This window comes from Carboxydothermus pertinax (assembly GCF_001950255.1).
Classification (GTDB): Bacteria; Bacillota; Z-2901; order Carboxydothermales; family Carboxydothermaceae; genus Carboxydothermus; species Carboxydothermus pertinax.
Genome location: NZ_BDJK01000055.1, coordinates 145,993 through 158,672 on the forward strand (window position 1 = coordinate 145,993; position 12,680 = coordinate 158,672).

12 protein-coding genes and 1 tRNA gene are annotated in these 12,680 nt (G+C 39.3%); 11 read left to right on the plus strand and 2 right to left on the minus strand.

The annotated features are described in order from the left end of the window. Positions 1 to 124: 124 nt before the first annotated feature. Together cpu_RS10670 and cpu_RS10675 are read left to right on the plus strand one after the other, a co-directional pair. On the plus strand, positions 125 to 718 hold the full coding sequence (locus tag cpu_RS10670) for a hypothetical protein (protein WP_075859967.1): 594 nt from the start codon (positions 125 to 127) through the stop codon (positions 716 to 718). Positions 719 to 804: 86 nt separating this feature from the next. After that, complete coding sequence (locus tag cpu_RS10675; protein WP_075859968.1) at positions 805 to 2,292, plus strand: HD domain-containing phosphohydrolase; 1,488 nt, start codon at positions 805 to 807, stop codon at positions 2,290 to 2,292. On the opposite strand, the gene cpu_RS10680 is transcribed toward cpu_RS10675, so the two are convergent. After that, positions 2,266 to 2,835: a methyltransferase family protein gene (locus cpu_RS10680; protein WP_075859969.1), complete on the minus strand. Its 570-nt coding sequence runs from the start codon at positions 2,833 to 2,835 to the stop codon at positions 2,266 to 2,268. The genes cpu_RS10675 and cpu_RS10680 overlap by 27 nt on opposite strands. A 66-nt stretch (positions 2,836 to 2,901) precedes the next feature. Here cpu_RS10680 and cpu_RS10685 point away from each other — a divergent pair, with 66 nt between their 5' ends. After that, entirely contained in the window at positions 2,902 to 3,576 is a 675-nt protein-coding gene (locus cpu_RS10685; RefSeq protein ID WP_075859970.1) for an SOS response-associated peptidase, read from the plus strand. Between the two features lie 130 nt (positions 3,577 to 3,706). Beyond that, on the plus strand, positions 3,707 to 4,189 hold the full coding sequence (locus cpu_RS10690; RefSeq protein ID WP_075859971.1) for a DUF6803 family protein: 483 nt from the start codon (positions 3,707 to 3,709) through the stop codon (positions 4,187 to 4,189). Positions 4,190 to 4,246: 57 nt separating this feature from the next. Here cpu_RS10690 and cpu_RS10695 read toward each other — a convergent pair. After that, positions 4,247 to 4,329, minus strand: a tRNA-Leu gene (locus cpu_RS10695). Between the two features lie 173 nt (positions 4,330 to 4,502). On the opposite strand from cpu_RS10695, the gene cpu_RS10700 reads away from it, so the two are divergent. From cpu_RS10700 to cpu_RS10730, 7 genes are all read left to right on the plus strand, one after another. Continuing rightward, positions 4,503 to 6,794, plus strand: a complete 2,292-nt coding sequence (locus tag cpu_RS10700; protein ID WP_075859972.1) for a transglycosylase domain-containing protein — start codon at positions 4,503 to 4,505, stop codon at positions 6,792 to 6,794. A gap of 94 nt (positions 6,795 to 6,888) precedes the next feature. Next, positions 6,889 to 8,064, plus strand: coding sequence for a thiolase family protein (locus cpu_RS10705; protein ID WP_075859973.1), 1,176 nt, complete (start codon positions 6,889 to 6,891; stop codon positions 8,062 to 8,064). A gap of 210 nt (positions 8,065 to 8,274) precedes the next feature. Next, positions 8,275 to 8,931 carry an energy-coupling factor ABC transporter permease gene (locus cpu_RS10710; protein ID WP_075860187.1) on the plus strand — a complete coding sequence of 219 codons (657 nt, stop codon included), beginning with the start codon at positions 8,275 to 8,277 and terminating at the stop codon, positions 8,929 to 8,931. Beyond that, positions 8,921 to 9,196 carry a PDGLE domain-containing protein gene (locus cpu_RS10715; protein WP_075859974.1) on the plus strand — a complete coding sequence of 92 codons (276 nt, stop codon included), beginning with the start codon at positions 8,921 to 8,923 and terminating at the stop codon, positions 9,194 to 9,196. The genes cpu_RS10710 and cpu_RS10715 overlap by 11 nt, the downstream gene beginning before the upstream one ends. Positions 9,197 to 9,289: 93 nt before the next feature. Further along, positions 9,290 to 10,099: a cobalt ECF transporter T component CbiQ gene (gene cbiQ / locus cpu_RS10720; RefSeq protein WP_075859975.1), complete on the plus strand. Its 810-nt coding sequence runs from the start codon at positions 9,290 to 9,292 to the stop codon at positions 10,097 to 10,099. Then, positions 10,096 to 10,908 carry an ATP-binding cassette domain-containing protein gene (locus tag cpu_RS10725; RefSeq protein WP_075859976.1) on the plus strand — a complete coding sequence of 271 codons (813 nt, stop codon included), beginning with the start codon at positions 10,096 to 10,098 and terminating at the stop codon, positions 10,906 to 10,908. The genes cbiQ and cpu_RS10725 overlap by 4 nt, the downstream gene beginning before the upstream one ends. A 128-nt stretch (positions 10,909 to 11,036) precedes the next feature. Then, positions 11,037 to 12,644, plus strand: coding sequence for an acyl--CoA ligase family protein (locus cpu_RS10730; protein ID WP_077177316.1), 1,608 nt, complete (start codon positions 11,037 to 11,039; stop codon positions 12,642 to 12,644). The last annotated feature ends 36 nt before the right edge of the window (positions 12,645 to 12,680 follow it).

The window sequence follows — 12,680 nt, forward strand, 5'->3', positions numbered from 1 at the left end:
TAAAATAACAAAAAAAGTTTACATAAAAGTTTAAAAATTTTCTAAAAAACTTATATTTGCTACTTAAAATTTTTTTTAATTAATGATAATATAATTATAATAAAAAACGAAAGAGGTGAAGAAAATGGTTCGTAAAAAGGATACAAAGATTTCCGATGAGAATGAAGATATTAATATTACTGATACTATAGAAAATAGAAATAGCACTCAAAATACTAACAATATAAATAAAAAAACGGCCAAGCATTATATTATTGAATTACTAAAAGAAGCTCCCGAACAATCTATAAAAATGACGTTAGAACAAATAACCGAATTAATAAACAAAAAAATTGCAGCAGAAGGTAGGGAATATAAATATCAAAGGCCTAATATCTGGTCTGCAATTCAAAAATTAGCGGAAAATGGGGTTATAAAAATTAAAAAAGGGAAAAACCGTCGGGATCCCAATACTATTAGCTTATTACAACTCGATGTGGATTTTAATAAATTTGCTGGCAAACGTTCTCCGGGAAGACCTGAACAGAAAGTTTTATTATCAAAAAAGCAGTATAATCTTTTAAAAAATCAGTTAAAGAAAACTGAAAAACAGCTTTTTAAGCTCCAAGCAAGCTTAAAAGAGATTAAAGAAAGCCTGGAAACACTTGATAGTAAAAGTAAAAAAGAGTCCAATACCAAAATGACCGGCAAACGTCGTGGGCGTCCCAAAAAAGTTTAAAAGCAGGCGATAGCCTGCTTTTCTTGTAGAAGCAAGATAAATATTGTAAAATTTTTTGTAAACTCACAGGAAACGAGGGACAGGCTTTGCAGTGGAAAGTATTGAGAATTTTATTTCTAGCTTTTTGTTTAATAACTTTATCTCCAAATTTAGCAAAAGCTTATACTGCTGTTGGCGATAACAATTATCCGCCCCTAGTCTTTTTAAATCAAGAAGGGAACCCCGATGGGTATGATATTGAGGTTTTAAAACTTATTGAGGCAAAAACAAAGCTTACGTTTACTATTAATCTTAAGCTTTGGGATGAAGCCAAAATAGAGGTAATGAATGGCAAAGCCGATGTGTTAATTGGGGTCAATAAAACTCCGGAACGGGAAGTGTATTTTGATTTCTCGGAACCTTACCTTGAAAATCACCTGGTTATCTTTGTCCTGCAAAACAACTTTTTTATCCGCGGTCCGGGAGACCTTAGAGATCGGAGAGTTGGTGTTCAGCGGGGGGATCTGGCAGAAGAATATTTAAAGGAAAATTACCCAGCAATAAATCTTTATTATTATAATAACCAGCTTGAAGCCCTTGAGGATTTAAAAAAAGGGAAAGTTGATGCCGTTGTGGGCAATTATTTTACAGGGTATTACTGGATAAATAAATATGGAATGAATAGGCAAATTAAGTCGATAGGAAAGCCGCTTCTAACTACCAGCTATTGTTTTGCTGTACAAAAAGGAAATAAAGAGGTTTTAGCAAAGCTAAATTCAGGAATTAAAGCTATAACGCTCTCAGGAGAACTTAAAAAACTTCAGGATGAATGGTTTGGGGAAAATTATTTTTGGCAGAGTTTTTTAAATCGTAATAATCATCTATACTACTTTAGAAATATTTTAGGTATTGCATTATTTCTTATACTTACCGCTTGGCTGATGGTTATTTATTTACGACATCAGGTACATAAAGCAACCTCTGAGCTTAGGCTTGCCAATGAAAAATTGAAAAAAGCTTATGAAGATACCATCCGGGCCTTCTTTAAGGCTTTGGAAAAAAGGGAGAGCAAGACGGCGCAACATTCTTTGGAAGTAAACCGGATTGCCATGGCTCTTGGCCAAGAAATGGGGCTTTCGGAAAAAGATATGGAAGTGTTAAACTGGGGTACACTTTTACATGATATAGGAAAGCTTGGGATTAGCGACCAAATACTTTTAAAACCTGGTCCTTTGACTTCGGAGGAATATGAAGTTATCAAGCAGCATCCCCAGCTGGGCTACGAAATATTAAAGGATATAGACTACTTAAAAGAAGCAGCCAAAGTAGCATTATATCACCAAGAAAAATATGACGGCAGTGGTTATCCATTTGGCTTAAAAGGAGAGGAGATACCGCTTTTGGCCCGGATATGCGCGGTAGCGGATGCTTTAGAAGCAATGATAGCAGACCGTCCTTACCGCCGGGGGCGGTCGGTAGATGAGGCAATAGGAGAAATTATAAGTAATGCCGGTACCCAGTTTGATCCTGTAGTGGTGGAAGCACTTTTAAATATAGACCGGGAAAACTTACTTGCGAAAAATACGACGAGGTAGCGGAAATAATGCCGGTACCTCTTTTTTATAGTTTTCGTATTCTTCACCGAAGATATTGATTAACTTTCTTTCCTCTAATTTAATACCTAGAAAAATATATCCGCTTAAGATAATATTTACTAAAAGCCTTGGAAGATTAAAGCTTGCACTCCAAATTAAAAGGAGAGCTGCTAAGTATAACGGGTGGCGAAGATATTTTAAAGGTCCCTTTCGTACAAAGTTTATAGTATTTTTTGAAGTAAAGCCTAAAAATTCTTTCAGGTCATAATAGGAAAAACTCCAGAGGGTAAGAAAAACTCCGCTTACAACAAAAATTGCACTTAGCCAAAAAGGAATGGAAATAAGTTTTGGTTCGGGAAAGTTGATCTTTAAGTATAGATAGGCTATGGCAAAACTAAAAATGGAAATTAGATTATAAAAAATCCGATAAGAGTTTTCGGGAAAAAACTTGTTTTTTAAGAAATTTTCTACCGGTGGATGAATTAAGAAACTATGAAGAAAGCAAAATACTAGCCACAAAATTATTAAGATAAGATATTTCATTTTACTGCTCCTTTTGGTATTTTTAATTTATTATCGTATTTAATAAAAATTTGTCAAGGTGGTATTATGTGCGGACGATTTTCCATGGCAGAAGATTTTACGGTTTTAGAAAAGCTTTTTGATTTAGAACCTATCGATTTTCCTCTAAAACCCCGTTATAATATCGCACCTACCCAGGACGTACCGGTAGTCCTCTGGGATAATGGTCGCCGCCTGAAATTATTCCGCTGGGGATTAATTCCGTCCTGGGCAAAAGACCCGGCAATTGGCAATAAAATGATTAATGCCCGAGCGGAGACAATTGACCAAAAGCCAAGTTTTAAAAATCTCTTAAATAAGAAGCGGTGTCTTATCCTTGCCGATGGCTTTTATGAATGGGAAAAAAGAGGTAGAAAAAAAATACCTTACCGCATTATTTTAAAAGACAAAAGGCCTTTTGCTTTTGCCGGGCTTTATGATCTATGGCGTTCACCCGAGGGAAGGAATGTCTACTCCTGTACTATTATCACGACAATGGCAAATGCTTTAGTTGCCCGGGTCCATGAACGGATGCCGGTGATTTTAAAAGATGATATTATTTCACTGTGGCTTGACTCTACTATTTCTGACTTCAACTTACTAAAAAGTTTCTTAGTTCCATATCCTGAGGTAGAAATGGATATGTATGAAGTTACCCCTTTGGTGAATTCCCCTCAAAACGATTCACCATTATGCTTTGAACCATTAGTAAAATTATTTTAATTACCAACCGATGGTTATGATCATCGGTTTATTATTTTATAAATTTGTAGATTTTTGTTAACAAAATTGTAATAAATCTTTTGTAAGATTTACATGGTACTACATAATGTAATAGAAGGAGGTGTGAGCGATGAGTATGACTCATTACATGGAACTTTTAGCTACTAATCAGCCGTGGAATTTAATTGTTTTTATGGCCATACCAGTTATTTTGGCGGAAACGGTGGCAATTACTGAACTTTTTATTTTATTTAATAGGGATGTTAGCAGTGGGCTTCGAAAATTAAACAAATTTGCGGGAATTATCGGCGGTTTTTATTTTTTGGGAGTATTTATTTATTTATTTTTTAAAGCAGTAATTCCTTTAACCACTGGTGGTGGCTGGCGGGGCATAGTAGATATTATAGCGGTTGGATTTTACCTTTCAGGAGTAATACCATTGATGGGAATGGCCTTACTAGAAATTGGAGTAATTTATAAGAATAAAACCCCGGAACAAAAAATGTTCATACATGCCGTATTTGTTGCCGTATTTTTAGCAGTAGCCCATATTGCTATGATTTTTGGAATGTTAAATCCTAACTTATTAATGATAAGCGGAGGAAAAATGTAAGGGTAGGAAAAAACAAAGACCCCGTAAACCTTAGGTTTACGGGGTTTACTTTTCATCTGGTGTCGGAGGTGGGACTTGAACCCACACGGTTTCCCACACGCCCCTCAAACGTGCGCGTCTGCCGATTCCGCCACTCCGACGTAACTCGCAAGTTTTATTATATATATCCCGGGGAATTGTGTCAAGAATATATTTACCGGAAATAATTACAATATAGAAGATGGTTAGGAAATTAAGATTTAATTTGTCGTAAAATGTGTTATTATTATAAGAGATTTACTAAGAGATTTACAATGATGGGGTGGTGATCCCTTTGTCAAAGCGGTTATACCAGAAAATATCCTTTTTTGTTTTAATTATTTTTATCCTGTCGGTACTTTCTGGCTGTGCAAGTTTTACTCTAACTGCAAAGGATTTTAATAAGCTTTATAATTTACGCCAAAGTTCACTAGTGTATGATCAAAAGGGCCGTCTCTTAACGCAAATTTCTGGAAGCGAGCGAAGGACCTATATAAAAATTGACGACCTTCCAGCTTATGTTCCCCAAGCTTTTGTCGCTATTGAAGATGCGCGGTTTTATCAACATTTTGGGATAGATATTTTTGGTATTTTTCGAGCTTTAATTGTAAATTTGCTTAAGAAAGATTTAGCTCAAGGTGCTAGTACCATAACCCAACAGCTGGTCCGCAACGTGTATTTAACTCAGGAAAAGAGCTTTACCCGGAAAATCCGGGAGGCTTTGTTGGCAATCCAACTGGAAAGGGTGTATACCAAAAAAGAAATCTTAGAAATGTACTTAAATGTTATTTACTTTGGTAATGGTAACTACGGGATTGAAGAGGCGGCCCGAAATTATTTTGGAAAATCTGCTACTAAGCTTACTTTAGGCGAAGCGGCGCTGCTTGCCGGGATACCAAGAAGGCCGAATTTTTATGCTCCAACCATTAATTTTGATGCGGCAAATTCCCGAAAGAACCTGGTGCTGGATAAAATGGTGGAGCAGGGATATATTACTAAAGCCCAGGCGCAGGCGGCCAAGGAAGAGGTAATAAAACTTAATCCCCAGGCTGAAAGTCAAGGAAAAAATTATGCTGCTGTAATTGATAAAATATTGGCAGAAAGTGAAGAGGATTTTGGGCTTACCCGGGAAGAGTTAAATACCGGTGGGTATAAGATTTATACTACTGTTGATCGCGATATGCAGCTGTATGCAGAAAAGGTTTTTGCTAACCGTCAAAACTTTCCCCCAGGGGTAGATGAGGTTCCGGTTCAGGGGGCAGCGGCAGCGGTAGATCCGCAAACGGGCGGAATAATCTTTTTGATAGGCGGCAGGAATTACGGACGTTTTGGCGGCTTTAACCGAAGCTTTATGATGTACCGCCAACCCGGGTCTGCGATAAAGCCTATAGTGGATTATGCTCCTGCCTTTGAAAAAGGCTATTTGCCATCCGATTTTATTGTTGATGAGCCAGTTACTTTTGGCGATTATCAGCCGAAAAATTATGACGGTACTTACCATGGCAGAGTTACCCTCAGAAAGGCTTTAATGGAGTCGCTCAACGTACCGGCGGTGAAGCTTTTAAATGAAATTGGTATCAACACAGGTTTTAATTATGCCCGGAAATTTGGTTTTGAGTTAACCGCCAAAGACCGCAATCTTTCCTTAGCTTTGGGTGGCTTAGAAAAGGGTGTATCACCTTTGCAGATGGCTGCTGCTTATAGTGTTTTTGCTAATGGTGGGAGTTACATGACCCCTCATATTATTACTAAAATAATTGGGAAAGATGGTCGAGAAATTCCCAGAAAAAGCACCCTAACAGAAAATAAAGTTATTTCTGCTAAAACAGCGTATTTAATTACAGATGTGTTAATTGACACTGTTAAACAAGGGACGGCAAGAAAAGCTAATTTTGGGGGTATTTTAGCGGCAAAGACCGGGACTACTGAGGTTCCTTTTAAAACTCCTGGGCAAAAAGGAACAAAAGATGCGTGGATTGTAGGGTATACACCGGATATTGCTGTGGCGATTTGGATGGGGTATGATCAAACGGACCAAAAACACTATTTGCGCGGAATAACCGGAGGTTCTTATCCGGCAGTAATTTTGCGAAAAATCGCGTCGTATTTCGTAAAACTTCACGGGCAGAAATCTTTTCCAATGCCCGCAGAGTTGGTGCGAGTCAGTATTGATGCAAGAACCGGTTTACTGGCGGGGCCGCTCACTCCTCCGGGACAAGTGGTGGAAGAGTTATTTCCAAAAGGAAAAGAGCCCAAAAGCCTATCGCCCGAAGAACCTCTAGTACCTGAAACAAAAAAGGACAGTTTAAGTGCAGTATATGTGGACGGGAAAGGAGTAGTTTTATCCTGGCCGGCAAAGCCTGGTTATACTTACCAAATTTATCGGACAGCTGAAGATGGTTCAACACTTTTGCTGGGTGAAGTAACTGAGGGGAGTTTTGTTGATAGTAGTGTAACCGCTGGAAGTCATTATCAATATTACCTTTTACCGGTTATAAAGCAACCGGATGGTAGTTTACAAATGGAGCAACCCACACCTCCGGTCGGGGTGGATATACCTGCTGCGGTAGTAAATAAAGTGTATTGATATATTTTACTTCTTTTTTTAAAGTAAATCGTTGCAATATTTAAAATAATTAGATAACATATTAAAAGATAAAATATTTTTGGGGGGATGAGGAGTGCGGGATGTTGTTATAGTTCGGGCAAAAAGGACGCCAATTGGGAGTTTTGGGGGGCAATTTAAAAATGTTTCTGCTGGGAATTTAGCGGCAGCGGTAATTAAAGCTCTCCTTCAGGAGTTACCCTTTCCTTTGGAAAAAATTGATGAAGTTATCCTCGGGAATTGTCTTATGAACACCGATGAACCAAATTTGGGGCGGACTGCTGCTTTGATGGCTGGACTTCCTCATACTACCACTGGTTTTACGGTACAAAGGCAATGCAGTTCTGGAATGCAAGCGATAGTTTCGGCGTACCAGGAACTGGCTTTAGGGGATAATGATATTATCATTGCCGGTGGAGTGGAAAGTATGAGTACTGCTCCTTTTGTTCTCAAAACCGCCCGCTGGGGCCAAAGGCTTACTCATGGGGAGATGACTGATGCCCTTTGGGAGCTCTTGACTGACCCGCAACATAAAATTTTAATGGGAGTAACAGCGGAAAATCTTGCCCGTAAATATAATATTTCCAGGGAGGAACAAGATGAAGTTGCATATCGAAGCCATAAACTTGCTGTGGAAGCAATGGATAATGGCTGGTTTTCCGACGAAATTGTTCCAGTAGAAGTAGCAAAAAGTAAAAAGGAAAAAGTCAGTATAACTACCGATGAACATCCCCGCCGGGATGTAACTTTAGAAAGGTTAGCAGCTCTTCCGCCAGCTTTTGTGCAAGATGGGACAGTTACTGCGGGGAACTCCTCGGGTTTGAACGATGGAGCTGCGGCCGTATTAATGATGCGCGAGGAGACAGCAAGACAGTATGGCTTAGAACCCCTTGGTTATATTCGGGCTTATGCCTGGGCGGGCGTTGAACCGGAGTTAATGGGTTATGGTCCAGTGCCGGCGGTACAAAAACTTTTAAAGAAGACCGGGCTTAGTTTATCTGATATTGATTTAATTGAACTAAATGAGGCGTTTGCGGCCCAATACTTGGCCTGTGAAAAACTTTTAGAGTTGGATAGAAGTAAAGTGAATGTAAAAGGTAGTGGGATTGCTCTTGGGCATCCGGTGGGAGCTACTGGGGCTAGGATTATTGTAACTTTGCTTTACGAGTTAAAGCGGCGAAATCTAAAGCGGGGAGTTGCCACCCTGTGCGTTGGGGGTGGTATGGGGATGGCGGTGTTAGTGGAACGTTAATGTGAAAAAATATTTTTTTATTTAAAGAAGGAATAAAGAATTAAATGTAGAATAATTAATAAGCAGAAAAACGAACCCAGAAGGGTTCAACCTTGTGCTGATATTGCCTGTAAAAAGGGACAGTTTCATAAAAGGAGAAAAAAGCCATGAAGGCCGGGAGCAGGAAGCTCGGTTTTTGTGGCTTTTTATATTTTTAAGGAGGGGGATTTTATGCATATTGCTGACGGAATACTAAATACTGAAGTGTTAGTGACAACAGCAGGTGTTTCCCTGGGAATGGTGGGGCTATCGCTGAAAAAAAGTAAAGGGCAGCTGGGAGAACGGCAAATCCCCATGCTGGGGGTGGTATCATCATTTATCTTTGCCGCCCAAATGCTAAACTTTCCAATTATCGGTGGTACCTCAGGACATTTGCTGGGTGGTATGCTTGCATCAGCTTTGCTAGGCCCGTGGAATGCCGTTTTGGCGCTTACTACTGTATTATTTGTACAGGCCGTATTTTTCTCCGATGGTGGAATTACAGCATTGGGAGCTAACGTCTTTAACATGGCGGTAATAGGGGTGTTTACAGGATATTTAGTTTACCAGTTAACGCAAAAAATATTTCCTGGAAAAACTGGGAAAACCATAGGGTTAATTGCTGGAAGCTGGCTTTCGGTGGTAGCAGGAGCTTTTGCAGCATCCGTAGAAATAGCGTTATCTGGTCTATTGTCCTTTAAAGTTGCAGCTAGCGCTTTACTTTTCTGGCATGCTTTTATTGGTTTAGGAGAAGCCTTTATTACATTAATTGCGGTAACGTACCTGGAAAAAGTTTTTGGTGCAGGATTTTTTCAGGGGGTAAAGGAGGCGGTGGTAAGTGAAAAATAAGATACTAATTGGTTTGGTAACTGCTCTATTACTGGCATTTCTTTTGTCACCCTTTGCCTCGGCTAATCCTGATGGTTTAGATAGAGTTTTAAAGGATTTTGGGTTAGAAGAAAGAAGTAAGACGATTTTAGTTTCGCCAGCTGCCAATTATGTTTTTCCTGGCATTAAAAATGAAAAGTTAGCCACTGGAATAGCAGGGGTTTTTGGTACTTTGCTGACTTTTGGTTTTGCCTGGTTTATAGGGAAAAAGCTCGGCAATAAATAAACCTTGGCATTTTTAGATAGATTTTTAGCCAATAAGCAAGAATGTTTATTGGCTATTTTTCTTTTCTTTGCCATAATAGAAGAGGGGTGCAAAATGAACAAAAATCACTGGCACTTGGAAGATATCAAAAAGCAAAGCCGCTTTTTTAACCAATTAGATCCAAGGGTAAAGGTTTTAGGCTTTTTTTTATTAATTATCTTAAGTAGTATGCTAAAAAATTTTATACCACTTTTCCTTAATTTATGCTTGGCATTTATACTGGTACTTCTGGCCCGTTTGCCATTAAGCTTTTTAGCTAGCAGATTTTTATACTTTTTTGTTTTTGCTGGAATTTTTATAGTAATATTGCCGCTGGTTACTCCGGGGGAGCAGGCTTTTGCCTTGGGACCTATTATCTTTTCCAAGGCGGGGCTTATAAAAGGGGCAGTAATTGGACTTAGACTTATTGCTATCTGGCTGTATATTTCTTTAATGCTTGGAAGTACTGGCTTTCGCGATTTTCTTTGGGCTCTTTTCCGTTTACGTTTACCCCAGGAGTTTATCGGTATTATCGAATTTATGTTACGTTATTTAGCTTTATTTACTGAGGAATTTAAAAAGGCCCAAACCGCAAGGAAGGCGCGGCTTTTTCAAGAAGGTAAAAGCTTATGGCATAAAAGAACTTTTAAAGTTTTAGGACAAACCGTTGGGATGCTTTTTTACCGGGCTTACTTACGGGGTGAGCGGGTACACCGGGCGATGCTGGCTCGGGGGTTTCGCGGGCAGTGGCCGGTGCTTGAGGAAAAAAGTATAGGGCAAAGGGATCTTGTATTTTTTTTGTTGCTGGTGTTTTGGGTTTTAACGTTACTTGATTTTGAAAACAGGGGACTTGCCTGGCAGCTAATTTGGAGGTTGATAGGATGAAGCTTGCGGTGGAAATAGAAAATTTATCGTTTGTTTATCCCGATGGGAATAGGGCTTTGGATGGAGTATCTTTTTTAGTTCCAAAAGGCTTAAAAACGGTCATTTTAGGTCCCAATGGAGCGGGTAAGTCAACTTTACTTTTACATTTAAATGGTCTTCATACCCCGAGTCATGGGAAAGTGAAGATCTTTGGAAAAGTAATTGGTGAGGAAAATATGCGGGAGATTCGAAAAAACGTGGGACTTGTTTTTCAGGATCCTGATGACCAGCTTTTTGCTCCTACCATTTTTGATGATGTGGCGTTTGGGCCCCAGAACCTAGAACTTGAGAAAAATGCAATCCTAAGACGGGTTGAGGAAGCATTAAAAGCGGTAGACATGTGGGAATTAAGGGAAAGACCGCCCCATCATTTGAGTTTAGGCCAGAAGAAACGGGCCGCAATTGCTGGAGTTTTGGCTATGGAACCGGCGATTGTGGTGTTAGACGAACCTATGGCATATCTTGACCCAAGGGGCCAGGAGGAAATTACAGCTATTTTAAATAAGTTGCAAGAAGAAGGAAAAACTGTAATTGTAAGCACTCACGACCTGGATTGGGCTCTTGAATGGGCCGATTATGTGGTGGTTTTAAATTCCGGCCGGGTAGTGGCTGAGGGGGATAAAGGACTTTTAACCAATCGCCGCTTATTAGAACAAAATGGTTTAAAAGCGCCAATACTGGTAAAACTTTTTGAAGATTTTGAGGAGAAGTTGGGAATCCCGATGAGCTTGGAAGAAGCAAAGAAAAAGCTTAAAAGACTTGTTTTTTAACCGGTATGGATGTACCGGTTATTTTTGTATACATTAAAGTAAGCTATTGACAAATAGATTAATAATATAGAATAATATAAACATTCAAAAAATAAAAAATATTATAAAATAATATGGGAGGGGATATTTTGGCAATTGAAGTTAATCGTCAACTTTTAACACCGCTTTGGTTTTTAAAAAGAGCAACTCTAGTTTTCCCGGAAAAAACTGCTGTCGTAGATGGGGAAAGAAAATTTACTTATCGGGAGTTTAATGAAAGAGTTAATCGCTTAGCTTCTGCTTTAAAAAAATACGGGATTGGCAAAGGGGATAAAGTAGCTTATCTTGCTCCCAATATTCACCCCTTTTTAGAAGGCCATTATGGGGTACCGCTAGCGCGGGCGGTGCTGGTTAGTATTAACACTCGGCTTACCTCCAAGGAAATCCTCTATATTTTAAATCATTCCGAAAGTAAGATTTTAATTGTTGATTCCGAACTCGCTTCTTTAATTGAACCCATTTATGATGAATTGGAAACAGTGGAAAAGGTTGTAATAATTAATCAGGTTCCAAAAGAAACACAACTTAATGCAATAGATTATGAGCAGTTTTTGGCTGAGGGAGACCCGCAGGATTTGCCAATACCTATTGAAGACGAGTTTGAACCTATTACTTTAAATTATACTTCTGGAACTACCGGATTTCCCAAGGGAGTCCAGTATACCCATCGGGGAGCGTATTTAAATAGTCTTTCTGAAATAATCGAAATGGGATTAAATCAGTATTCAAAATATCTCTGGATTTTACCAATGTTTCACTGTAATGGCTGGTGTTTTACCTGGGCAGTAACTGCCGTAGGCGCAACTCATTATTGTTTTAGAAAATTTGAGCCGGAGAAGGCCCTGGAGATTATTGAAAAAGAAAAAATAACAAATTTCTGTGGTGCGCCGGTAGTTTTTAATGCCATGACTGCTTCCCAAAAAGCGGAAGGGTTGAAATTTAGCCATCCAGTTCGGTCCTTCATCGCAGGCGCAGCTCCATCACCTACAATTATTAGTAAAATGGAACGTCTGGGGGTGGAGGTTGTCCACGTTTATGGTTTAACCGAGGTTTATGGACCCTTTACCGTGTGTGAATGGCATCCGGAATGGGATAACTTCTCCGCTGAGGAAAAGGCTGTTTACAAAGCAAGGCAGGGAGTGCCTATGGTGACTACCGGTGAAGTTAGAGTGGTGGATGCCGAAATGAATGATGTTCCAGCTGATGGTAAAACCATGGGGGAAATTATTATGCGCGGAAACGGCGTAATGGCCGGATATTATAAAGCTCCAGAAGATACTGCTAAGGCTTTTGCCGGAGGCTGGTTTCACAGTGGTGATTTAGCCGTGATGCATCCTAACGGGTATATAGAAATTATGGATCGCTCAAAGGATATTATTATTTCTGGTGGAGAAAATATTTCTTCGGTGGAGGTAGAAAATGTTCTATATTCTCATCCTGACGTGTATGAAGTGGCGGTGGTTGCCTCACCGGATGATCGCTGGGGTGAGGTACCCAAGGCGTTTGTAGTTTTAAGGGAAGGGGCTAAAGTTACTCCCGAAGAGTTAATAGCTTTTTGTCGCCAGAAAATGGCTGGATTTAAGATTCCAAAGAAAATTGAATTTGTTAACGCGTTGCCCAAGACCCCCACAGGTAAGATACAAAAATTTGTCTTAAGAAACTTAGAATGGAAAGGGGAAAGAAAAGTAAAAGGTTAATTTTAAGCCCGGTTAAATCCGGGCTTTAACCTTTTT

What these genes read in the sequence shown, in the direction of transcription:
- cpu_RS10670 (WP_075859967.1), top strand. Translation starts at nt 125, where the DNA reads ATGGTTCGTAAAAAGGATACAAAGATTTCCGATGAGAATGAAGATATT.
- cpu_RS10680 (WP_075859969.1), bottom strand. Translation starts at nt 2,835, where the DNA reads ATGAAATATCTTATCTTAATAATTTTGTGGCTAGTATTTTGCTTTCTT.
- cpu_RS10685 (WP_075859970.1), top strand. Translation starts at nt 2,902, where the DNA reads ATGTGCGGACGATTTTCCATGGCAGAAGATTTTACGGTTTTAGAAAAG.
- cpu_RS10690 (WP_075859971.1), top strand. Translation starts at nt 3,707, where the DNA reads ATGAGTATGACTCATTACATGGAACTTTTAGCTACTAATCAGCCGTGG.
- cpu_RS10710 (WP_075860187.1), top strand. Translation starts at nt 8,275, where the DNA reads ATGCATATTGCTGACGGAATACTAAATACTGAAGTGTTAGTGACAACA.
- cbiQ (WP_075859975.1), top strand. Translation starts at nt 9,290, where the DNA reads ATGAACAAAAATCACTGGCACTTGGAAGATATCAAAAAGCAAAGCCGC.
- cpu_RS10725 (WP_075859976.1), top strand. Translation starts at nt 10,096, where the DNA reads ATGAAGCTTGCGGTGGAAATAGAAAATTTATCGTTTGTTTATCCCGAT.